Raw genomic sequence first — 24177 nt, 5'->3', positions numbered from 1 at the left:
ACACCCCGCGCGCATGCGGGGTGGCGGATGCGGCGTAACTTTCAGGCTGCCCGCAACGCGCTGCGCAGGGCTTCCGCCAGCTTACCTGGATTGAATTTGGCGACATAGCCATTGGCGCCGGCGCTTCTCACGTGACTTTCGTTGGTCGCGCCGGACAATGACGAATGAATCACTACCGGAATATCCTTGAAGCGCGGGTCGCTCTTGATATTCTTGGTCAGCGTGAAGCCATCCATTTCAGGCATTTCCAGATCGGTCAGCACCAGCGCCACGCTCTGCCGCACGCCCTTGCCGGCGTTTGCCGCCGCCTCTGCCATTTCCTGCAAGCGTTCCCAGGCTTCCTTGCCGCTCTTGGTCATGACAAAGGGCAGCTCCATGGCTTTCAAGCCTTCCTCGATCATCATGCGCGCCACGCCGGAATCATCCGCCGCCAGAATGACGGCGCCGGGCGCAATGTCGACGCCTTCGCCAATCTCCGACGCATCCACATTGACCTTGCCGTCGCCATTCACGTTGCGCAGGATTTGCTCGACATCGAGAACCTGCGCCAGCGTCGCGCCGCCGACTTCGCTTTCGAGATAAGCGATGCTGGTCACGGTACCGGAGCCGCCCGATACACCCTCGGCCGGTTTGACGCGATTCCATTCGAGGCGAACAATATCCTCGACGTTTTCGACGGCAAAAGCCTGGGTCGTGCCGGCATACTCGGTCAACATCAGGATTTTCATTTCCGCCGCCACGCATCCCACTGCCGACGGCAGATCGATGACCTGGATGATCTGGCCGCGCACGTTCACCACGCCCATGATGAAAGGCGGCGAACCGGCGATGGGCGTGACCTGCACGCTTGCCATGTCGAGCAGTTCGCGGATCTTGAAAACGTTGATCCCGTAGAGCACGCTCTGCCCGGTGCTCCCCGCATTACCGAGCCTGAACAGCATCAATTCAAACTTGTTCTGACCGACCAGCCGCGTGCGCTCGTCGACTTCCTGCTGAACGTTATACATCGTCCCTCTCCTGCCATTGTTGTTTTACGCTTGCTGCCTGCAGACGCATTCGATGCACTCCTGCCGGGCCTATCGTTATACAGTCGATACTCGCCTACCTGAAGAAGATGCGCAAGGATTTGTCATCACTTTCAGGGAGCGATAAAGCGAATCAGCAACAAAAAATTCATAAGTAAGTCGTTTCCATAAAAAACGGACCCGAAGGTCCGTTGTAAAGGCGGGAACGTCTCCCGCGATTCGAGCCTGTTATAAGGTTACGGGCAGGTACTGTCGATGGTGAAGTAGCCTGCCGGCGCTTCACGCAGCTTGGACGTCGTGAAGGTGTTATACAAGCCCATGTTCTGGTTCGAGCCTTTGGCCTTCGCATACCCCATGCTGTTGACTGCACGGCCGGCGGTCACGTGGGCATAGTTGCTGGCGTTGTAGCAAGCACCGGCTGCCACCGTCGTAGTTGTCGTGCTGGCCACGCTTGTCGTCGTGGTTACCGGCGCGCTGGACGTGCTGGTGTAGCCGGTGGTGGTGCTGGTCGAACCCACGGTCGTGGTGGTCGTGGTGCCGGCGCCGGTCAGGCCGAAGAACTGGGCGATGTGGTAGCTGGAGCAGATGTTCACATCGAGGATGTAGGAACCGGAGGTACCGCACTGTTCGGCACCGGTGCCCGGATCGACCGGCGTGCCATGCGCCATGCCGGTGATCGACCAGGTTTCCACCAGGGCGTTACCGGATGCATCCTTGTAAACCTTGTGCGGGAAGCCCTTGACGGTCTCGCTGACGTCGGCGGTCTGGTCGATGCCATGGTAGTTGGTCCACTGCTGCATCAACTCATCCATGTTCATCGGCTTGACCGTGGTATCGGACGAGCCCTGCCAGACCGAGATCTTCGGCTTGCGGCCGTTGTAACCTGAATAACCGCCGCGCGCCAGATCGCCCCAGGCAGCAGGAGTCTTGTCGGTACCCGGGCTCATGCAGCTGAATGCATCGATCATCGAGGTAGCGCACTTGTAGGGCCCGCCGGCAATCGGCGCGGCGCCGGCAAACACATCCGGATAAGTCGCCGCCATGACTGCCGTCATGAACGCGCCGGCCGACAAGCCGGTAACGTAGACGCGATTGGCATCGATGCTGTAATCCGCCTTCATCTTGTCGACCATTTGCTTGATCGACAAGGCTTCGCCCTGGCCGCGCGCGATATCACCCGATTCGAACCAGTTGAAGCACTTGTTGGAATTGTTGCCGCTTTGCTGCTCCGGATAGACGACGTAGAACTTGTAATTGTTGGCCAGCGCGCTCCAGCCGCTGCCTTCATACGCCGACGCCGATTGGGTGCAGCCGTGCATCGCCACGATCAGCGGCGCATTGGTCGGCATGCTGGTCGGCACATGCTTGAACATCTTCAGCGCACCAGGATTGGTGCCGAAGCCGGTCACTTCGCTCAGCGCGAAGGCCGAAGGTGCGGAGGCCATCAGGGTTACGGTTGCAGCGGCAAAGCAAAGATTTTTCAGATATTTATTCATGTCTCCCCCAATGGGCGTTCGGTTGATTCTTCGCTGCTCATTTATATACGTTCATGCTGTGTTGCTGCGAAGAAATTGGAGCAATATTAGCGACTAGTTGCCAGCCGGAAAACTGGCATTTCGGCCAGTCAAACTTTAAAAAAAATTAACAATTTTTACCGTGCTTAGTCCCTTCGGTATTGGCTGTATTTTTTGACAGTAACGAATGGAATTTTCTATTGCCAAAAATACTCCAATCCAAGTAAGCCGACGTTGTTTGCCAACCCGGCAATGTATGAGCTGGTTGGAAATTTCTCTAAAGGATTTCAATGGCGACATCTTCTGACCGGAATGAGGTTCAGGCATCAGGCTTCCACCCCGGGGAAACCATTGCCTCTGCCGGAGAAGAGCACCGCCCGCTGTTCATAGTCATGAATGCCGGCTCAGGCCGCAGAAACGCCGATGCCGCGCGAGACGCAATCGACCGACAGCTTCGCGAAGCAGGCCATCCCGGTGAAATACTCCTGTGCCGGAAAAGCAGGGACTTGAGTTCCCTGATCAGGCGCGCGGTCGAACTTGCCGGCTCCCATAACGGCGTCATCGTCGCGGCAGGCGGCGATGGCACGATCCGCACCGTCGCGCAACAAGTCATCAGTACCGGCCTGCCATTCGGCGTCATTCCCAAGGGTACATTCAACTATTTTGCGCGCGACAATGGATTGCCGCAGGATCCATACACAGCCGCCAAAGCCTTGATCGCCGGTGTGCGCGCCGGCACGGAAAGGCTGGTGAAGGTGGGCCAGCTGAATGACCAGATCTTTCTCGTCAACGCCAGCATGGGCCTCTATCCGCAACTGCTTGAAGACCGCGAAACATACAAGCAGCGTTATGGTCGCAGCCGGCTGGTAGCGCTCTGGGCAGGCCTGCTGACTCTTATCAGGCGCAATGCGGAAATGCTGCTGCGCTTCGAATATGCCAGCGGCCGGCAGGAGCATGGCGCGGAGGTTGTGCGCGCTAGCACGCTATTCGTGGGAAATAATGCGCTGCAGCTTGATCAGGTCGGCCTGAGCGAAGATAACGGCGAACGGACTGCAGAGCTGACGGTGCTGGTCCTGCCGGCCATGAATGCCATCGAGCGCCTGAGCATCGCATTGCGCGGCATGATGGGACGCCTGAACCAGGCGCCGGACACTTCCCATTTCCAGTGCCGCCAGCTTTCGGTGGAACCGCTGGCTCGGGCGCAGCGGCGAAAAGTGAAGATTGCCATGGATGGCGAAAGCGCCTGGATGCGCCCTCCCCTGGTCTTCCGGGTAGCGCCGCGCCCCTTGCGCCTGGTCGTCCCGCCCACTGGCTGGAGCGATGCGTGAGCGTACTGCTTCACCTGTCCGACACGCATTTCGGCACCGAGCAGGCACCAGTTTCGAAAGCCTTGCTACGCCTGGCCGCAGAGGTACGCCCGGACATCGCCCTGCTGTCTGGAGACATCACGCAGCGGGCCCGTTTGCGCCAGTTTACCGCCGCCCGTGAATTCATGGACGCGCTTGCCGCTCCGGTCAAACTGGTCATTCCGGGTAATCACGACATCCCGCTATTCGACCTGCCATCTCGTATTTTTTCCCCATACGGGAACTACCACAAGACATTTGGACGTAGTCTCGAACCCAGTTTCGCCGACCCAAATCTGCTGGTGCTATGCCTGAATACGACGCGCCCATGGCGACACAAGGATGGCGAACTGTCGAGGGAACAGATCGGCCGCGTCGCCAGCCGGCTGCAGAGCGCCACGTCGCGGCAGCTCCGGATCGTCGTCGTGCATCAGCCGATCCAGGTCATCAGCGACAGTGACAGCGTCAACCTGCTTCACGGTCACCGGGATGCCGCCAAGCGCTGGGCCGAAGCAGGCGCCGACCTGATCCTGAGCGGGCATATCCATTTTCCTTACGTGAGAATGCTGAATGGGTCTGCTGACGGACGCAACAGGCCGGTCTGGATCGTATCGGCAGGGACAGCCATATCCAGCAGAGTACGACAGGGTCACCCGAATTCAGTCAACCTCATCCGCTACGACGCACAGCATGTTCGGCGCGAATGTATCGTCGAGCGATATGATTACCATGCAAAACCCGAAAGATTTGTCATTGCCGAGACGAGCCGGCTGGCGCTGGGTTGATCAGCTTACTGAAGTGACGCGTTCGATGAATGCGTCATGCGCGCAATTTCTTCATGACTTCAGCCATCCGGTACGGCTTGGTCAGCAATTCAAAATCCCCCAAGTCATCATTTTGCGCTTGCAGGGCAGGAGCCGCGTAACCGGAAGCCAGGATCACCTTGATATCCGGATTGATGGTGCGAGCCTGTTTTCCCAGCTCGATGCCGCTAATGCCGGGCATGATGACATCGCTGAACAGCACATCGATCGAAGGAGTCCGCTTCAAAATATCCAGTGCCTGTTCACCGTTATTAGCGGACAGCACGTCGTATCCCATTGCCCGGAAGAGTTCAACCGCCACTTCCAGCACATCAGGCTGGTCATCGACGACCAGCGCCTTTTCACTCACGACAGCCTTCCCTGCATCCATGTCTTCACCGTCTTCCAAGGCAATCACGGGCAGGAAGAACGAAACAGTCGTTCCCTTGCCGATTGCCGAATCGATTTGCAAATCGCCGCCGGACTGCTGTACCAGGCCGAATACCTGACTCAATCCCAAACCGGTGCCCTTGCCGACGGGCTTGGTAGTGAAGAATGGCTCGATCGCGCGAGCTGCCACATCCGGCGGCATGCCTGCCCCCGTATCTTGCACCGCAACCCGCACATACTTACCAGCAGGAAGCAGCTTGACTTCATTATCCTCTAGTTCCACCGTGGACGTCTCCAGGGTGATCGTGCCGCCATCGGGAGTGGCATCGCTGGCATTCACCACCAGATTCAAGAGCGCGGCCTCGAGCTGCGCGGCGTCGATCAATACCGGCGGCAAATTCGACTCAAGCTTCATGTTGAAACCGACCGATGTCTTGCCTGCTCTGCGAAGCACGGATTCAAACGACTCGATGATCCGGTTGATATTGCACTTCTCTTGCTTGAGCGGCTGTTGCCTTGCGAAAGTCAGCAGCTGCTGGGTAAGCGTAGCGCCGCGCATGGCGGCCCGGCGCATGCTCTCGAGCATTTTCGTGCCGGTCGGCGTATTGACTTCATTCACCAGCACATCGAGTCCGGTGACGATGACATTCAACAAGTTATTGAAGTCATGCGCCACGCCGCCGGTCAGCTTGCCGATCGCTTCCAGCTTTTGAGAATGGAATAATGCTTCTTTAGCTTTTTCCAGCGCTTTTGCTGACTCGCGTCTTTCACTGATGTCGCGTGTTACCTTGGCAAACCCGATGTGCGCTCCCGACTCGTCATAAATCGGGTCGATGACGACATGTGCCCAGAAATGCGAGCCATCCTTGCGCCTGCGCCATCCTTCGCTTTCGAAACCTCCTTCTTTCACCGCCGTCGCCAGCGCCGTTGCCGGCAAGCCGTTCGCACGGTCTTCTTCCGTATAAAACCGGGAGAAGTGCGTGCCGACCACTTCGGTTTCATCGTAACCCTTGATGCGCTTGGCGCCGGCATTCCAGTTCGTGATATTGCCGGACGGCGAAAGCATATAGATGGCGTAATCGGTGACGCCCTGCACCAGCAAACGAAACTGTTCCTGGCTGGCTTGCAGCGATTCCGCTACTGCCTTGCGCTCCGTGATGTCGCGAGTAATCTTGGCAAAGCCGATTAGGTTGCCTTCGACATCACGGACGGGATCAATGACGACATGAGCCCAGAAGCGCGAGCCATCCTTGCGTACCCGCCATCCTTCGCTTTCGAACTTGCCATGATCCAGCGCGGTCCGCAGCGCGTGTTCAGGAAGATTGCGTGCACGATCTTCTTCGGTATAGAACTTGGAAAAATGCTGGCCGATGATGTCGTCGGCAGTGTAACCCTTGAAACGGACTGCACCGGCGTTCCAGGTACGGACAATTCCTTCTGGAGAAATAAAATAAATGGCGTAATCCGTCACTCTGTCGATAAACAGCTGAAACCGATCGGATTCGTCCATGTTAGACGCGCCGGTATTTTCTTGGTGCTTCATCAATTGTCTTTCGTTACTTCCATATTGGCTGCACGAATGGCTGCCAATTCGCCACCAATTTGTGCTCAGATGTGCGTTTCGTTTCGTGATAGCTGTTGTAACAACATTTCCAAATCGGCTTTTCTATACAGCCGGTAACCGTTGATCGGATGACGAACCGCAGACAGTTTGCCGGTGCGATCCCAATGACGGAGTGTTGCAGTCGCCACGCCCAGCACCGCTGCTGCTTGACTGACGGTAAGGAAATCTTGAAGAGATACTGAAGTCGAGTTCATACTTATAGTAACTTTGCTGAACCTTGTAAAGGCTTGTTAAGCATGACTTTACATTTCGACCAAATTCGATGCAATCGCAAGAACCAAGGTTTGTGACATTTCTCAATTGCAATATACGTTTGCCAATCCTTCCGACGCTTAAAAAGATGATGTCATTCAACCTAATAAGTTTCATCAACTCATCACTTTGCGGCCATACATACCTTCGTTGTCGACCACACCATACTTGAGTTCATTGAAATTTTCAGTCGATAAGGGCTTTTTCTCACTAATTCACTCCTGGCGCAGTACTGCATTCTTTTACTTGTAATAAAAAATGTCCGACGAAGCCATCCGATCGCCACAAATATGCAGGATTAAGCGTCAAGCCATGTGCCTTTGTTATTCGATTTGAAACGCCGGACTGCGCTTTTGCATGGCTTCGACGATGAAGCGAGCCAGCTCGTCGATATCAACCGGCTTGGTGACATGATGGTCGAACCCTGCAGCGGCAGAATTTTGCTTGTCCAGCGGCGATCCATATCCGGTTAAAGCGATAAACACCGTATCTTTGAGTGCATGGTGCGTTTTCAGAAGCTTGACCAGCGTATAGCCGTCCATGCCCGGCATGCCGATATCGAGAATGCAGACGTCCGGGACCGTGTCGATGATCTTCGCGAGTGCAATCTCCGGATCATGAAACTGCAGGGCATTGCACCCGAATCGCGCCGCCAGGTAGCAAGAAACCGCTTCGGCCGCATCGACGTTGTCATCGACAATGACGACCGTTACATTCCGCAGGTCGTCGCCGGAAAATGGCTGTCGTAATTCCATGACCTGCGGCATATCGGTACGCACGCGTGTCATCTCGACCACGAACTCGCTCCCCTTTCCGGCACCGTCGCTATGCGCAGTGAGCGTGCCGCCATGAAGCTCGACCAGGCCTTTTACGATCGATAGTCCAATGCCAAGCCCGCCGGTCTGGCGGTCCAGGGAACGGTCGGATTGCTGGAACAGGTCGAAAATCCGCGGCAACAGCTCCGGAGAAATACCGGCGCCGTTATCTCTCACTGCGATCCGGACGGTTTCATCAAGCGGTGTGACTTCCACGGCAATAATCCCGTTTTGCGGCGTGTATTTCACGGCATTGTCGAGCAGATTGACGAAGATCTGGATCAGCCTTGCGCGGTCAGCCAGAACGAAAACCGGTTCGCCGACTAAAGAAAGACGCAGCTCATGCCTGTTCTTGTTTGCACGATCCTTTATCTGCTCGACCGCATCGTGAAGCGCTGATCGCACATTGACGATTTCCTTTTGCAAGGTAACGAGCCGGCGCGTGACACGCGAGGCGTCGAGCAAGTCATTGACCAGCCGAACGAGATGTTTTGTCTGGCGCTCCACCGTCGCTCCCAGGCTGGCGATGCGTTCCTGGCTTAAACCCGGCATCTTCAGCAGCTGGGCAACGGAATGGATGGGCGCCAGCGGATTACGCAATTCATGGCTCAGCATCGCCAGAAATTCATCCTTGGCCTTGCTGGCATTTTCCGCAGATTCGCGTGCCTGCCGCTCTTTGGCAAGCGCGGCTTCCCGGTCTTGATAGGCATTGAGCAATGCTTCACCGATCTTTCTGATTTCAGCGATGCCTGTCTTCGGCAATTCGGGTTGTTCTCCATAGCCAAGCGCTATCGCGGCTTTTTCCAGAGCCTTGGCTGGCCTGGTGATCGATCTGCCGATGATGAACGCGACCAGAAATCCGAGCACGGCCGACAGGAGGATGCCGATTGCGAGCATGCCGTACAAACGGTTCGCCGGAGCATCGACAATGCCGACCGGAATACCGAGCGCTGCTATCCAGCCGCTGCGGTCCGATTTTTCAAAGACCAAGTACACGCGCTGCCCATCCAGCGTAGTGGCGATTGCCGCGTCGCTGAGTCTTTCCTGCCTCAGAAGTTGCAGCGAACTCTCGGTAGCCGTCTTGCCTATCCATTCGCCTTCATTCCGCGATCTGGCTGCAACCTTGTACTGGCTGTCCAGGATCGTCATGATTGCACCGGCAGGCAGCTTTGTCCTGTTGATCTGGTTTTGCCAGATCCGCGGTAGAAATACGGCGGTCAGCACATACCGGACCTCATCGTCCTGAATGATGGGCGACATGACTGAAAACCCGAACTGCCGAAGAACCGGGCTGTACACGAGAGGTCCATAACGCGATTGCTTGGTTTTTGCCACATGCGCAACGCCAGCCGGATCGACCCGGTGTGGCAAGGAAGTATCGTCGGGCAACCTTGCATTGACCAGCTGCTGAGCATCAGGCGTGGCTAATACGATGTTCGACCAATCAGGACGTCGCTCCAGAAAATTTCGCGCTTCCTGTCGAAAACTATGCAGATTTCCATCCCTTAGCCTCGGACTCGCAGCCAGAGCATCCAGGGCTGCCACTGAATGATCGAGTTCGGCGTCTATGGCCGTGACAGTGGCCCGCATCAGATCGCGCGCGCTCTCGACGGTATTGCGCTTATGGTTTTGTGCTTCTTCAAACAGCAGAAAATAGGATAGCAATACGACAGGCAGTAAAGCGCTCAACGTAATGAGGAACAAACGCCTTTCCAGAGCGCCAAAACTTGTAGCGTGCCGAATTCCGTTCATGGGCTATTTGCAATGAAAAAGACGGAAATGTTATCAGAATTGAATTGTTACAATTTTACCGGAGCTTCTCCAAAGAATTCGCCTGCATAACGATATGCCGAATCTTTATCAAAGATTCTTGTTGTCAATTTAACTTGCCCAATACAAGAGATTGATGTTTCTCAAATAAATTGAAGTAAAGAAATTTTTTCAACCCAATTTCATCTATGAAATAGCAAAATAATGGCATTGGCTGAATTTATGATAATCCAGGCTATTACAGCAAGTCAGACTTCATATTGAGGTTTTCAGGAGCTTGCAACTCGTGCGTCGGCATTCAGGCGCGCTGCCGAATCCAGCTCGCCTCGCCACAGCAACATATTCAATCACACTATGCAATCGACGTTACTCCAGGCTCTTACCCCAAAAGTACTGCTAATCGATGACCAAAACCTCGCCGCCGAGCTTGTAGAAGGCATGCTGTACGGGCAAGAAGATATCGAACTGAAGCACCTGACGGATCCCTTGAAAGCCGTTGAAACTGCGCTGGCATTCAATCCAAGCGTGATTCTGGTTGACCTGGTGATGCCGACAATAAGCGGTTTCGACGTGTTGCATGCATTGCGCAGCTGTTCCTCGACAGTTCACGTCCCGACCATCTTGCTGTCTTCGGAAGACAAGCCGGAATTGAAGGCAAAGGGGTTTTCGGCAGGCGCCAACGACTATCTCGTCAAATGGCCCGACAAGCAGGAACTGATCGCACGCGTGCGCTACCACTCGAATGCATATAGCGCCCTGCTCCAGCGCGATCATACTTTTCAATCGCTCCAAAAAAGCCAGGAAGAGTTGCTGCTCAAGACGCACGAATTGGCGGAAAGCCAGGCTGCACTCTTTCAGGCGCAAAAGATCGAAGCGATCGGCAAGCTGACCGGCGGCGTGGCGCACGACTTCAATAACGTGCTGCAGATTATCAGCAGTAATCTGCAATTGCTGAAGATTGAAAATCCGGGCAACGAGAAAATGCAGCACCGGATCAGCGCCGCGCTCGAAGGAGTCAAGCGCGGCGCGCTGCTGGCATCGCAACTCCTGGCATTCGGCCGCCGGCAACCGCTTCAGCCGGGAGCCGTTGATATCGGTGCCCTGCTGCGCGGCGCACATGAACTGTTGCGCCGGTCGCTGAGCGCCTCCGTCACCATCGAGACTGAAATCGACGAACATCTGTGGCCCGCGCTGGTCGATGGCAATCGCCTGGAAAATGTCATTCTGAACCTTGCCATCAATGCGCGAGATGCCATGCAAGGACAAGGCCACTTGCGAATCGAAGCCAAAAATTTTATTCACGACGATGTCGAGATCAGGAAGCGCTTTGACCTTGACTTCGGAGAGTACGTGCAGATCTCAGTGTCCGACACCGGCCCGGGGATGTCGGAGGAAGTGAAGAGTCGCGCCTTCGAACCTTTCTTCACAACCAAGGAGTATGGAGAAGGCACGGGCCTCGGCTTGAGCATGGCCTACGGGTTCGCCAAGCAGAGCCGGGGTCATATCGACATCGACAGCCGGGTCGGCCATGGGACCATGGTCCGCCTGTATCTGCCCCGAGCCGTGGAGCGCAGCACAGATGCCGCCATTCCCCAGTCAAACGATGGCGCGGATGCGCATGCGAATCCTGCTGCCACCATCCTCGTGGTGGAAGACGAAGAGGCGATCCGCGCGGCGACTGCGGAAATACTGCGCAAATCCGGTTACCGGACCTTTGAAGCGGCCCATGCGCAGGAAGCGCTCGATCTGCTGCTGGCCGGTACACGCATCGATCTGCTTTTTTCGGATGTCATCATGCCCGGCCCCTTGCGTAGCACGGAGCTAGCCAAGCGAGCAACGGAGCTGCAACCGCATATCAAGGTGTTGTTCGCGTCCGGATTCGTCGACGAGCGGCTTTTGGCGAACGGCACCCTGCCGCCCGGCGTCATGCTGCTCGGGAAGCCTTATAGCAAGGAAGACCTTGTCGCGAAAGTTCAGGAAATGTTATCGACCGACCGGACCGCAGTTCGTTCCTGATGCGGAATCGGCGCCAGCGGTTGCTGGCGAATCAGTCGGCAGGATGGTTACCGATTCAGCTGCGGCGAACATAACGAATGGATCCCGGCGGCGGTTCATTCAGCACGGCCCAGAAAATCCCCAGGTCCGAAATAGCCCGGACAAACTCATTAAACTCCACCGGCTTGACGACATAGGCATTCACGCCCAGTTCGTAGCTGCGCACCAAGTCCTGCTCCTCCCTGGAGGATGTCAGCATCACGACGGGCTGTCCCGTCAGGCTCGGATTGTCACGAATATGCCGCAAGACTTCCAGGCCATCCACCTTCGGCAGTTTCAGATCGAGCAGGATGACGGCGGGATTGCCGCTGGGTCGTGAAGCAAAAGCACCCTGGCAATTGAGATAGTCGATCGCCTCGGCGCCATCGCGCAGCACGATCACCTCGTTCGCCAGCTGGCTCTTTTCCAGCGCGATAAGAGTCAGTTCCAGATCCTTCGGATTGTCTTCAACGAGGAGAATAGGCTTTAGCATGTTCGTCACCTTCGACCAGTATCTGCTTGGGAATCGCAAAAGAGAACGTGGCACCCTGATCCGGGACGCCGACTGCCCACACCCTCCCGCCATGGCGCTCGACAATCCGCCTCACGTTGGCCAGACCGATGCCCGTCCCTTCGAAATCTTCCATTCTGTGCAGGCGCTGGAATACCCCGAATAACTTGTGCACATACTCCATGTTGAATCCGACGCCATTGTCACTGACGTGGAATATGTGTTCACTTTCGCCTTCTTCGGAGCGGACGGTGATAACGGCATGTTCCCTGGAGCGGGTGTATTTTACGGCATTCGCCAGCAGGTTATAGATTGCCGACTGAAAAAATGCCGGATCGCCGTCGATCGTCGGCAAGCGCTGGATATCCCACTTGATGTCCCGGCCACCGACATCCGTTGCCAGTCTTTCAATCGCAGTCTGGACGATCTCGTTCATGTCGATCGCGCTGATCCGCAATGCTGCCCGCCCCATCTGCGAAAAGCTGAGCAGGTCATCGACCAGCTTGCCGGCAAATCGCGCCGCATCCGTGATGTTGCTGACAAAACGCTTGCCGCGATCGCTCAACTGACTGCCTTCGAATTCCAGCAAGAGATCGGAAAACCCCACGATGTGGCGCAATGGCGCACGCAGATCGTGCGAGACCGAATAGGAAAACGCCTCCAGTTCCTTATTGGCGCGCCCGAGTTCCTCGGCAAGTTCGGCCATCTGTTCCGCGCGCTTCAGCACGATCCCTAGCAAAGCAGTCCGGAATTCGGAGGCGATTTCCACTTCGCTGGTCCGCCACTGGAGCGACGTTCCCCGCACCGTTTCCGTCCACATGGCGAAACTCGCCCGAGGGCTCAATTGCGTCGGAGCCGTCGCGCTGGCTTGCTTGAGATGGGGATTACCAGCCCAGTCGATGGTTTTGACCACCTCCGGCCTGAACCAGATGAAGTAATGCCGATGAATCCGCGAGATCGGTACCGCCAGAATACCGCTTGCCTTCGCGGCAAACGCTTTCGCCTGCGGATATTGCGCTGCCAATGCGTTTGTGAAGTACACATTCTCATCGCTGACGTTACGGCTCAGCCATTCGACGAGATGCTCTATTTCGTCAACCTCCGGAGCGTCGCCGAACCGCTCCATCCTTCCCTCGAATATCAGGGCGGCGCCGGAAGCGCCGGCAAAACGCAACAGCTCGGGGCTGACCGACTTGACTCCCTCGAAAAAATTTTCTGCCTGACTCACGCCTCTCAGCATGGAGACGAGAATCCGGCGCAGCTCCAGGCGGTAGTTGTACTCTTCCCGTTCTTCCTTGGATTCGATGCGCAAGGCAAGAATCTGCGCAAGCTGTTCGCAGGCGGTACGGAATTCGTACGAAACGTTCTTCGGCTCGGCGTTATGACACGAGATCAAGCCCCAAAGCTGGCCTTTGATGACGATGGACATCGACATCGAAGCGAGCGTGCCCATGTTCTTCATGTATTGCACATGAATCGGCGACACGCTGCGCAGGGAGGAATAAGTCAGATCCGCCGGTTTGCCGGTCAGCGGATTGGTCTGCGGGACCAGCGGCGACGGCACATAATTGGCGTCGCCGATCAGCCGGATACGATTGGCGATATAGAGTTCGCGCGCCTGTTTCGGCACATCGGAGGCCGGGAAGCGTTGATTGAGGTAGGAGTGATAGCCTTCATCCAGCGCTTCCGCAAGCACATGACCATGGCCGTCTTCGTCAAAGCGGTAAACCAGGACGCGGCCGAAACCGGTGACCTTCCGGACTTCGTTCGCCGCCACCTGGCAGATATCGCCTACTTCGTCGAAATCGTGCAGCTTGCTCAGGAATGTGCCGATAAGCGGATAGAGCTGGCGAAAATCCTTGTGAACCTGCCCGGATGTCAGCTCGAATTCCAGGTTGATGACATCACCGATCGAATGAGCCAGCGCATCGACAGTCTTGCCGCTTTCTAGAGTGAGCATGCCGAGATACACCGGCCTGGCTTCGATTCTGGTATCGCGCAGTGTCTCGACCACCAGCGCGGCATTGCCCGTGCCCAGCAGGAATGCCAGGTCTTTGCCGAGACATTCCTGTGCGCCTTTTCCGACAAATTCCGAAACGTTTTCGCTAACCTGAATCACTTCCTGCAAATCGGCCCGCACACTGACAAAAAGCCCATGGGGCTGAATGCTGCCAGGAATGCTGATCGGCTCCCGGTCGCAGACAGAAAGATCGATTGATTGCTTAGTGGTCGTTATTGTCGTCATTAACTCGATGCAGTAAAGGATCAGGCAGCCTTGACGGCTTCGAACAAGGTTCGCAACATAAAATGGGAAATGGCAATTGGGGACTGGCGATAATTATAATGGATGCTCGCATCCATCGGCCCTGCATGCTTTCTGCTCCTGCAACCAGGTTGCCAAACTTGCAAATGCTGCAACAGCGGCTCGAATGGCATCCCGGGATAGCTGCGGATCATCCGTGGAGTCGACATAGGCGGCGAAAATCTTCCAGTTTGCCGCGGTCTGGCTTCCATAGCCTGCAAGCCATCTGGGTACCCAGGGGTCGAGTGCGAGCGCAAGCCGCTTTCTCAGCACCTGGCCACCCAACTGCGCTCCCTCGATGACATAAGCCCAGCCGATACGTTCTCCCATCGTTGCCAACCGTGGAGGTACAGTACAAAGCGGAATGTTCGCAATCGCCGATGCATCCAGGCCGGCATGGCGCAAGTCTTCTTCCAGCCAGGCGGTCTTGCACGATCGCTGTGTCGCGTTCAACGCGACCGGCCATTCGCCAGACCAGAGCCGCGGCTCAATGGGGGAAAGCCATCCCCACATTGCGCGGATATACTGGACGTAATCGTCCTTGTCGGCATCAGGAGATGAAATTGTTAGCCGATGCTCCAGCCGCAGATGGAGATCGTGGCTCGCCTCGCGCATTGCCTGCATCAGCGAAGAGGGGTTTGCATGCATCATGCCTGCATGATACATGAATCAAAAAGTGCAGATGTGCCACCGGATGCTGCCCGTGGACGCCTGGCTTACCGGTCCGCGCAATCCTTCAGCTGCATGCGCACTTCAAAAGTCGTCCAGCCTCCGCTCGACTGCACGTTCAGTTCGCCTTCATGAGCCTGGATGATTTCGCGGGCAATATATAAATCCAGCCCGAGGTCGGGGAGCGGGCCGCGCCTGGCCAACAGGTGATTCGCATATCTGCTTATGGGAATAAACAGGGACTCGTTGTCATTCGGCGCAGGCGATTCAGAGAAATAGCGCACCGTGAATACCAGTTCCTTGGCCGACGCCAGAAGCGTGGTTTCCGGCGGCTGATGTTTCGCGCCATGACGCACGGCATAGCCGAGCAGCTTCAGCAATGCCTGAGTGATCCTCGACTGGTCGGCCAACCCTTCTCCGGGGGCGCCGATTTCCATCCGAATCGATTGCTCCGGATAGCGCGAGGCAAGCTCGTCAGCCAACTTTCTGCACAGGGTCGCCAGATCGGTCTTGTCCGGATTGACAAGCAATCCCGCGCCGCTACGCAGATTGCCCAAGTCATACATGTCGCCGGCCACTTTCACCGCGCTGTCGACCGAACGGCTGATATTGCATGCAATCTTCAGCATCCCGTCGGCCGGATGCGTCGGATTCTGCATCATCATCTGCGCCATCAGCTCGAGTCCGCCCAGCGGATTACGGAGATCATGCGCAAGCGTTTTCAGGAAAAGTCCGTGGCACTGATTTCGGATATGAGAATAATGATCCAGCGCGGCGGACAAGGCATTATCGAATGCCTGATTTACTTGATTGACTGCCGCCAGGGTCTGCAGACTGCAATCCGTAAGACTGGCTATCCAGCTCTGCAACACGGCGTCTCGCAGTGCTTGCAGTGTCAGTACCAGTTGGACTTCCGTATGCCCGCTGGTCAAATAGTGACTGGCATAGCGTTCGGCACTGACGATGAGCGACGCCGCTTCGCATGCGGGATGATCTCGGGATGAGCCGTCACTTACAAGATAGGCCGCGACAGCTTGCAACAGGGCTCTGGCATCGGATTGCAGTTTCGAGCGTGCTTCATCACCGGAAATGCAGGAATCGACCCAGGGAGTTGCCGACCATTGGGAAACAATCGCCTCTACCCCATTGCGAATAAAGGCCGCAGGTTGCGTACATTGATCTTGCGAACAGTCCGTAGAAGTTGTTATATGATGCATGATGGGACTGTTGAAATGACGAAGCCCAAAATGCTTATTGTAATAGAGTATTGATTTAAGTCACAGAAAAGAGTTTCTCTGTGCAAATATCACAACTACTCATGAACTCTTGCCAATACCCCCGACTCACGTCGATAGCATTTGCTTATTGATTGTTTCGAGGAGCCGTTCGAGGTCGAGCGGCTTTACCAGATGATCGTCAAAGCCAGCGTCGCGGGAGGCGAACTTATCCTTTTCCTGTCCCCAGCCGGTAAGCGCGATCAATCGCGGCTGACTGATGTCGGCATTCGCCCTGATTCGCTTGGCCACTTCATAGCCGTCGATGCAGGGCAGACCGATATCCAGCAACACGATCTCCGGCTGCATGGAACATGTGGCATCGACTGCTGCAATGCCATCATGTACTACGGCCACTTCATTTCCCAGTAGTCTGAGAAGCTCCGCCGTCGTCATTGCAGCATCGACATTATCGTCCACTAACAAAATACGCCTGCCACCATGTTGTCCGATGCCACTCATACTTTCACTTTCATAAACAGAAATCTACGACACGAGGCTTATTTTGCCGGTAATTTCCGACTCTGGCGCATTCGCCATGAAAAAAATTAAAAAATGCTGCGCCAGATAAAGAGTTCGTGACATCCGGATTTCATGAGGACATGGGCTGCTGCGTCGCCATCTGATGCGGTTTGGCCTCCAATTTCAGTTGCAGGCCCAGAAAAAGCGCAATGCCGATCAGCGCGGCATTACCGGCGAAAAGCAGTTGAAATCCGCCCGCATTTTCGATCAACAAACCTGCAATCGCCGGACAGACAAGCTGCGCAAACGCATAGAACAAGGTGACATAACTGACGGCGACCGGGGCGTCGCGCGGTGCTACGGCCTCGGTGGCGGCGGCGAGCACGACCGAGAACAATCCCGACATGGCCAGCCCGATAATCAGATAGTGCAGCGCAAAACCCGGTAAGACCGGCCAAAACACGGGCAAAACGGTGGCAATGAGATCGGCAAGCACGAGCGCCAGAATAACCCTGCGCCGACCGAAACGGTCAGCCAGCCAGCCGCAGGCCGGCCCGGAGAATATCGAGAGTACACCCGACATCGCCGCCAACCTGCCGGCGACGATTGCACTCAGGCCTGCGTTCAGCGCATAGCTGTACATGAAGATCGCCTGCACGACATATGTGCTGCCGATGATGGCATAGAGCAGGCCGATCCGGATGACACGGCGATTACGGTAGAGCGTGCCGTTGCCCTCCAGCTTACGGCTTGCAGTCGCCGCGCCAGCCGCCTGCGGATTTGGCAGCAGAAAAAATACGGCCAGCGCCGTCAGTGCACCTGCTGCCGCAAAAACAGCCCAGGTCACTCTCCAGCCTATGCCGCCGAACAATTCGTTCAGATACGGCACCAGCGAGCCCGCTATCAGCATGCCGATGCCCGCGCCACTGTTGGCGGCGCCGATTACACCTGCGCGTCGTTGCGGAAACCAGCTGACCAGCAGCGAGATGGTCGGGGTATAGGAAAATGCCGTGCCAAAACCCAGCAGCACCATCCAGACCACCAGGAGGACATAATGCGAACTGACGCTCAAGCCGCAGAAACCTATCGTGGTCAGCAGCACACCGATCATGATGGTGATCCGGCCGCCCCATCGCGCGGCGAAAATCCCGGAAATCATGATCAGGCAGAGATAACCCAATGCCGTTGCCGTGCCAAGATTTCCGGCCTGCTGATAATCGAGTTTCAGGCCTTCGCGCATGAAAGGCAGGATCAAGCCATAGGCCAGGCGCGCAAAGACGAGCACGACAATCACCACCAGCATGCCCGTCGCAATCATGGTCCAGCCGGACGGGCGCCAGCCGCCCGCCGCCGCGCTTCTTGATAGTTTAATTCCTGTCCCCTGCTCTACTTGTTATTGGCGAAACTATACTAGAAATTGATGAACGCGGCTTGGCGCTCCCTACCGGGAATCGACCGGGGCATGCCGGCTCAGCAGCGCTTCAAACTCGCTCTCGGGAAGCGGACGTGAAAAGAGATACCCCTGGTCATAATCGCAGCCGGCCATCTGCAACAGCTTATGCTGCTCCTGAACCTCCACGCCTTCGGCGATAACCTTCAGGCCCAGCTTGTGGGCCATCATGATAATGGCTTCGCATAAGGCGAGATTGTCCGAGCCAAGCTCCAGATCCATGGTAAAGGCGCGGTCGATTTTCAGATAATCGATATGAAATTTTTGCAGATATGCCAGCGATGAATAGCCGGTCCCGAAATCGTCAAGCGCAATCTCGACGCCGGCTTCGCGCAACCGCCGCAATTTATCGATGACATTTGTGCTTGCATCCAGCAACAGGCCTTCCGTAATTTCCAGCACAATTCCCTGGCCGGAGAGTTCAAGCTCGCTGAGCCGCGAGACCCATCGCACGTAGCGGTCGTCATGCCGCTGGAACTCAAGCGGAGATTGATTGATGCTGACCTGGAAATTGGAGCTGTAGAGGCTGCGCCATCTTTTCACCACATGGGCGACCTTTTCGAAAATCCAGTCGCCGAAATGCACGATCAACCCGCTCGATTCCGCCAGCGGCACGAATTCCGACGGATCGATGACGCCTAATTCCGGGTGATTCCAGCGTAGCAAAGCTTCGGCTTTGCCGATTTGTCCCGTCGCGAGATCGACGATCGGCTGAAAATACACCGCCAATTCGTTACGGCTCATTGCGCTGCGCAAGTCGTTGGTCAGCCGCATGCGATGCATCGAGGCGGCCTGCATCTCGGGCGTGAAATAGCCGAACTGATTGCGGCCGCTGTCTTTGGCGATGTACAGCGCCTGGTCGGCTCTCTTGATCAACTCATCGATGTCGTCCGCATCATCCGGAAAAACCGTGATGCCAATGCTGGCGGAGATATATCCCTGGTCCTGCCCTAGCTGAAACGGCACCGCGAGCGCATCGATGATGCGCTGGCTGATCTCTTCGATATGGCCCGGATACTCGAGCTGCGAAAGGATGACGGTGAACTCGTCTCCTCCCAATCTCGCCACGACATCATCCACCCGCACGCAATCCGAAATTCTTCGGGCGGCAGCCACCAGCAGCATATCGCCGCAGGCATGGCCAAGAGAATCGTTGACTTCCTTGAATCGGTCCAGGTCGATGAACAGCACGGCAATGCTGCTTCCCTCCGCCCTCGACTTGCCCATCGCCTCGGATAGCTTGTCGCGGAAGCAGCTCCTGTTCGGCAAACCCGTCAGCGAATCGAAATTCGCCTGTTGCCATATGAGCGATTCGGAGCGCTTGCGCTCGGTGATATCGTCGCTGATCCCGAGCAGGTAGTCCAGTTCGCCATCATTCTTGTTAATGATCGGCACCTTGATCGTATTCACCACGATGCTGTCCTGCAGCGCATTCTTCACACGTTCCTCGGGGGCGTCCACGCGCTCTTTCGTGATTGTCACCGCGTCGTCGCTGAAGCGCATCCGCGAAAGGAGCTCGTCCGACCAGATCTCGGTCGGTTTTCGTCCGATCACCGCGTCTTTGGGCACCTTGAAAATTTCTTCCGCAGCCTTGTTCCACAGCGTATAGCGGAATTCATTGCGCGCATCCTTGACGAAGACACCCACGGGAATATTCTCGACAACTGCATGCATGAAGTCGGCCTGTTCCTCCAGCTCGCGTGTCTTGGCCTTCAGGGCTTCCTCAACGCGTCGTCGCTCGCGATTTTCAGCATGGAGTTCTTCATACAGCTTCGCATTCTCGAGCGAGATTACGGCCTGCGCCGTCAGCAATTCCAGGATCGTCAGCCGGTCCTTGCCGAACGCCGCGCCGGCCAAACGGTTTTCCAGATACAGGAGGCCGATCAGCCGGGATTGTTTGAGCAATGGCAGGCATAGCAAGGACTTCGGCCTGTTTTTTTTCAGGTACGCATCGGCGGAATACGGATGATGCTGGGTCGCATCGGCAAGCAGGATTTTCTCACTGGTGCGCGTGACGTAGTTCAGGATGCTTCGCGGCAGCGCCTCCATCGCAAGCGGCGCCTGTTCCAGTATGACCTTGATGGCGCCTTCCTGAACTGAGGCTTCCGCGACGACGCGGTAATCGCCCCCAGCCGCCAGGAGCAGGACGCCACGGTCCGCTCCTGCGTATTGCATTACCGTCTGCAGCAGCGATTGGGTTAGCCGGTCCAGCTCCATTTCTCCAGAGACTGCTTGCGCAGCCTTGGCGGCCGTCAGTATGTCCAGGTCGGAAAACCGGCCTGCGCGCATGGAGCTCGGCAAGGACGTAGCGGCTTGCTGCAAGCGCAAATCCGGGAAGGCTTGTTCAAGTTTCGAAGCTTTCGCAGTCGCTCCCCAACGCAACCAGATATCGCGCGCCATTACGAGATGCGCGTATCCCGTCATCGGCAGGCCGCGCGCCACATGGAACCGGCCTGTCAGCTCGTTGGCAATCGCATCGTCATGCAGATTCTTGCTTCTGCGCGCGCTGGCAATGGCTTGCTCGTAACATGCCAGCGCCTTGTTCTCATCCTTATTGATCCGCGCGACTTCAGCCATGACCAGTGCATGACGTGCCTGGTAATTCCCCGGATGCTGGCTTGCCCATTTCTCCAGTTCGGCAAGCTTGCGATTCAGCGTTTCCATCCACAGCCGCTGCTGTTCCGGCGTGGCCTGGTCATACGATGCCGCGATGGCAAGCGCATGGTAAAAATGATGCGTCGCCATCGACATCAACATTTTTAGCGTGACCGGCATGGCGTCGAGCGGTTGCGCCGCATCGAGGGATTTGGCAAAGTCCCCCAGGTGGTAATGGGCGATCTGCTGCGTAATATGGAAATGCGCCAGGGTATAGATCCAGCCTGCCCCGTTGATCTGCCGGAGAAAGGCTGTATCGCATCCGGGGTTGGCGCTGCCGTCAAGTTGGGATATCAGCATCTCCAGCATCGCGATGATGCAATTCGCCTGGAAGGAATTCGTCACACGAGATAGGTCGCGATAAGGCGCCGCCATTGACCTGACTTCGGCCAGGGGCATCCCGGTCTCCCACGCCGTCCAGATATAGGCATCGATGCTTGCGCCCGCAAAACCGATATGACCGACATCCCTGCAGGCCTTGAATGCATCTTCGAGAATCGGCAGGCATTCCGCCTTGGGCAAGCGAAGGCTGGCAAATACGTAACCATGGATGTACAGCAGGCGTCCGCGCAAGTTCGGATCCTGAAACCGCTCGTTCAAGCGCAACGCCAATTGCAGGTACTGATACCCGGCTTCGAGATCGCCGAACATCCCTGCCAGCAGCAAACCGTAGTTATTGTAAAGTGCGCAGCTCTCCTCGACGTTCCCATACTGCAGGGAGTATTCGATTCCTCGAATGAGGATCGGCACGGCGACTGAAGGCTGGGTGCTGTACGCAACCGTCAGAAAATCCGCCAGGAAGCCAATCACCAGGCGGGCGTCGTCATCGGTTGCCACAGGTAGATTCAAGAGGGCATCGATCCCGTGTTGGCGCAGCCTGGCGTCCAGCGCCTGCAAGTCTTGATCCGCCTGCTTTTTTAGGTCTTCTTCCGAATCGGGAAATGTAATGCCGAACAGGGATAGCGTTTGCATGCCGACCCTCATGCAATCCTTGCCCCGCGTGCTGAAATGGTACATCCGGGTCAGGATGCGGGCGATGCGGGCACGGTCCCGATTGGATTGAGCCTGGGAATCCGCCTCTGCCAGCAGCAATTCCGCGCGCTGAAAATTGCCGACGACGGATTGGCATTCTCCGCATTCGAGATACAGTTCGAATGTATCCCGATACTGCGCCTCCCATGCCGTTGACGGCAATAGCACAATGGCCAGTTCGAGATATTCCCCGGCGGTTTGAAAAGCCGCTGCATTCCTGGCTCTTGCGCCGGCCAGTCGGTTCAGGCGGCACAGGCTGGCCTTGTCGGCTTCGCCAGCAAGCAGCTTCGTCGCGCAATTGAAGTGGAAAGCCAGGTCGAACACCGACTGATCCGGATCGGCATGCTGCTGCTCGGATAACCGGCGGCCGATCTTCAAATGCCGCTCTGCCCTTTCCTCTTCCGCGATCAACGAATACGCCGCCTCGTGGATACGATCATGCGTGAACATGACATGCTCGTCTGACTGCCTGATGAAGCCTGAATTCTCCAGGTCTGCAAGCATCGCCGCGATTTTTGCCGGATCGGCCGGATAGACGAATTCCAGTGTCGCAGCTCGTGTTGAAGTCCCGAGGCAGGCGAGCACGATAATCAGTTCGCGCAAATCCTCTGGAAGGCGCCGCAATGACGCCACCACCAGTTCCACCACATTACCGCTTGAATTCACGTTGCGAATGCGATCGATATCCCACTTCCAGGAGCGCGAATCCGGGTCGAATTCAAGCTGATGTTCCTCATGCAGCGCTGCAAGCATCTGGCCGACAAACAATGGATTGCCTTCTGTCCGGTCATGCAGCAAGGCTGCCAATGAGCCGGCGCCATCCAGCGTGCTCCCCAGTATGTTTGCCACCAGCTTGCGAACATGCTCACGGCTTAGCGGATTGACTTGAATCTCGGTGACGGTGCCTTGATGGCCGCGTATCGACTCCATCCATTCGCCGACATCCGCCCTGGTGCGGGGATCTTCCAGCCGGTAAGCACCGACGATCATCAGATAGCGGACATCCGCATGGGTGACGAGATCGGCCACCAGCTTGCGACTTCCGGCGTCGATCCATTGCAGGTCATCCAGAAAAATCACCAGCGGATGCTCGGCGCTGGCGAGCACGCCAATGAATTGGCGAAATACTGCCAAAAGCCGGTTTTCAGCGCCGGAAGGATCAAGCGCTGCGCTGGGGCGTTGCGGGTCGCCGAGAATAAACGACAACTCCGGTATCAGGTCGATCAGCAAATTTCCCTGAATGCCGACCGCTTCCTGTATCGCCGTGCGCCACCTTTCCATTTGTGCTTCGGGCATGCTCAACAAGCCACGAACGAATTCCTGGATCGCCTGGACGATTGTCACATACGGAATATTTCGCTTGTACTGATCGAACTTGCCGGACAGGTAAATGCCGCCGGCGTCCGCAATCGTCGGCTTGATTTCCAGGGCAAGGCGGGATTTTCCGACTCCCGAAAATCCCGAGATGAGAACCAGCTCCTTTTTTCCGGCCGAAACCCTGCTATATGCCTGAAAAAGGGAGCGGGTTTCATTTCTCCTGCCGAGGAGCTTGCCGTGCGAATGCAAGCGGCCGGCAAAATCATGCCGGCCAAGCGTGAATTCCGGGATGGCGCCCTGCTTATCCAGCGCTTCGATGCAGCGGGACAGATCAGCCATGAGGCCGTCGCAGCTCTGGTAGCGATCGGCGGCATCTTTTTGCAGCAGCTTGAGAATGACCCTGCCGAATGCAGGCTCGACTTCCTCACAAAGCTCATGAGGAGGAACGGGCTGATGCGCGATATGGCAGTGTGCCAGTTCAACCGGATCGTCTTTACGAAACGGGACGCTGCCGGTCGCCAGCTCATACAGCACGACACCCAGCGAATACAGATCGCTGCGCGCGTCGGCTGGCCTGCCAATGGTGCCGAGCTGCTCGGGTGCCATGTAGGCAAAGGGTTGTGCGGCGCCTTCATGGCGCATCAGGTATGCCAGCTTCGGTTCGGAATGATCTGACGACAGTTGCAGGGTCGATGGGTTAAGGCAGCCATGAAACGGGCGTTGCAAATGGACTTGCTTGAGCAGCTTTGCCAGAGAAAGGGCTAGTTGCAGCAATGCCGTTTGCGCCAGTGATACTGTTTTCGCTTCGATCATATATATCAACCAGATTGGAGCTGCCCCAGGGTAGATCGGATCAATATCGAACCGACCGCTTCCCGCGTTGAAGATGTTGAAATTATCTCATTAAACCAGCTTCAGTTTGCCTATCGTTA

At 56.3% G+C, this 24177-nt stretch carries 15 protein-coding genes; 3 read left to right on the top strand and 12 right to left on the bottom strand.

What is annotated here, in order from left to right; all coding sequences use genetic code 11:
• Window positions 1–41: 41 nt before the first annotated feature.
• Window positions 42–1007, bottom strand: a complete 966-nt coding sequence (locus tag EDC30_RS01380; RefSeq protein ID WP_132256577.1) for a chemotaxis protein — start codon at window positions 1005–1007, stop codon at window positions 42–44.
• 254 nt (window positions 1008–1261) lie between these two features.
• Window positions 1262–2521: an extracellular catalytic domain type 1 short-chain-length polyhydroxyalkanoate depolymerase gene (locus EDC30_RS01375; RefSeq protein ID WP_132256575.1), complete on the bottom strand. Its 1260-nt coding sequence runs from the start codon at window positions 2519–2521 to the stop codon at window positions 1262–1264.
• Between the two features lie 308 nt (window positions 2522–2829).
• On the opposite strand from EDC30_RS01375, the gene EDC30_RS01370 reads away from it, so the two are divergent.
• Both EDC30_RS01370 and EDC30_RS01365 read left to right on the top strand, forming a co-directional pair.
• Entirely contained in the window at window positions 2830–3867 is a 1038-nt protein-coding gene (locus tag EDC30_RS01370; RefSeq protein WP_132256573.1) for a diacylglycerol/lipid kinase family protein, read from the top strand.
• Entirely contained in the window at window positions 3864–4670 is an 807-nt protein-coding gene (locus EDC30_RS01365; RefSeq protein ID WP_132256571.1) for a metallophosphoesterase family protein, read from the top strand. The genes EDC30_RS01370 and EDC30_RS01365 overlap by 4 nt, the downstream gene beginning before the upstream one ends.
• Before the next feature lie 34 nt (window positions 4671–4704).
• Here the strand turns inward: EDC30_RS01365 and EDC30_RS01360 are convergent, their stop codons facing one another.
• The 3 genes from EDC30_RS01360 to EDC30_RS01350 all read right to left on the bottom strand — a co-directional run bounded on the left by EDC30_RS01360 (window position 4705) and on the right by EDC30_RS01350 (window position 9473).
• Window positions 4705–6588 (bottom strand): hybrid sensor histidine kinase/response regulator, encoded by a 1884-nt coding sequence (locus tag EDC30_RS01360; RefSeq protein WP_132256569.1) that lies wholly within the window; start codon window positions 6586–6588, stop codon window positions 4705–4707.
• Window positions 6589–6686: 98 nt separating this feature from the next.
• The gene (locus tag EDC30_RS01355; RefSeq protein ID WP_132256567.1) at window positions 6687–6896 is read right to left on the bottom strand and encodes a MerR family transcriptional regulator; all 210 of its coding nucleotides are present in this window, start codon (window positions 6894–6896) and stop codon (window positions 6687–6689) included.
• 381 nt (window positions 6897–7277) lie between these two features.
• Window positions 7278–9473: a hybrid sensor histidine kinase/response regulator gene (locus EDC30_RS01350; protein WP_165973687.1), complete on the bottom strand. Its 2196-nt coding sequence runs from the start codon at window positions 9471–9473 to the stop codon at window positions 7278–7280.
• Window positions 9474–9893: 420 nt separating this feature from the next.
• Here EDC30_RS01350 and EDC30_RS01345 point away from each other — a divergent pair, with 420 nt between their 5' ends.
• Complete coding sequence (locus tag EDC30_RS01345) at window positions 9894–11555, top strand: response regulator (RefSeq protein ID WP_132256563.1); 1662 nt, start codon at window positions 9894–9896, stop codon at window positions 11553–11555.
• A gap of 55 nt (window positions 11556–11610) precedes the next feature.
• Here EDC30_RS01345 and EDC30_RS01340 read toward each other — a convergent pair whose 3' ends face one another.
• The 7 genes from EDC30_RS01340 to EDC30_RS01310 all read right to left on the bottom strand — a co-directional run bounded on the left by EDC30_RS01340 (window position 11611) and on the right by EDC30_RS01310 (window position 24058).
• Window positions 11611–12066: a response regulator gene (locus EDC30_RS01340; protein ID WP_132256561.1), complete on the bottom strand. Its 456-nt coding sequence runs from the start codon at window positions 12064–12066 to the stop codon at window positions 11611–11613.
• Window positions 12041–14329: an ATP-binding protein gene (locus tag EDC30_RS01335; protein ID WP_132256560.1), complete on the bottom strand. Its 2289-nt coding sequence runs from the start codon at window positions 14327–14329 to the stop codon at window positions 12041–12043. Before EDC30_RS01335 ends, EDC30_RS01340 begins: the two co-directional genes overlap by 26 nt.
• Before the next feature lie 93 nt (window positions 14330–14422).
• On the bottom strand, window positions 14423–15037 hold the full coding sequence (locus EDC30_RS01330; protein ID WP_165973686.1) for a biliverdin-producing heme oxygenase: 615 nt from the start codon (window positions 15035–15037) through the stop codon (window positions 14423–14425).
• A 65-nt stretch (window positions 15038–15102) separates the two neighbouring features.
• Window positions 15103–16272 (bottom strand): sensor histidine kinase, encoded by a 1170-nt coding sequence (locus EDC30_RS01325; RefSeq protein WP_132256556.1) that lies wholly within the window; start codon window positions 16270–16272, stop codon window positions 15103–15105.
• 126 nt (window positions 16273–16398) lie between these two features.
• Window positions 16399–16791: a response regulator gene (locus EDC30_RS01320; RefSeq protein ID WP_132256555.1), complete on the bottom strand. Its 393-nt coding sequence runs from the start codon at window positions 16789–16791 to the stop codon at window positions 16399–16401.
• Window positions 16792–16921: 130 nt separating this feature from the next.
• Window positions 16922–18109, bottom strand: a complete 1188-nt coding sequence (locus EDC30_RS01315) for an MFS transporter (protein ID WP_132256553.1) — start codon at window positions 18107–18109, stop codon at window positions 16922–16924.
• A gap of 123 nt (window positions 18110–18232) precedes the next feature.
• The gene (locus EDC30_RS01310; protein WP_132256551.1) at window positions 18233–24058 is read right to left on the bottom strand and encodes an EAL domain-containing protein; all 5826 of its coding nucleotides are present in this window, start codon (window positions 24056–24058) and stop codon (window positions 18233–18235) included.
• Window positions 24059–24177: the final 119 nt, after the last annotated feature.

This window comes from Paucimonas lemoignei, assembly GCF_004342585.1.
In the GTDB taxonomy this organism is placed as follows: domain Bacteria; phylum Pseudomonadota; class Gammaproteobacteria; order Burkholderiales; family Burkholderiaceae_D; genus Paucimonas; species Paucimonas lemoignei.
Note: the sequence above shows the minus strand (reverse complement) of the source record. Positions and strands in the feature narration are given on the sequence as shown.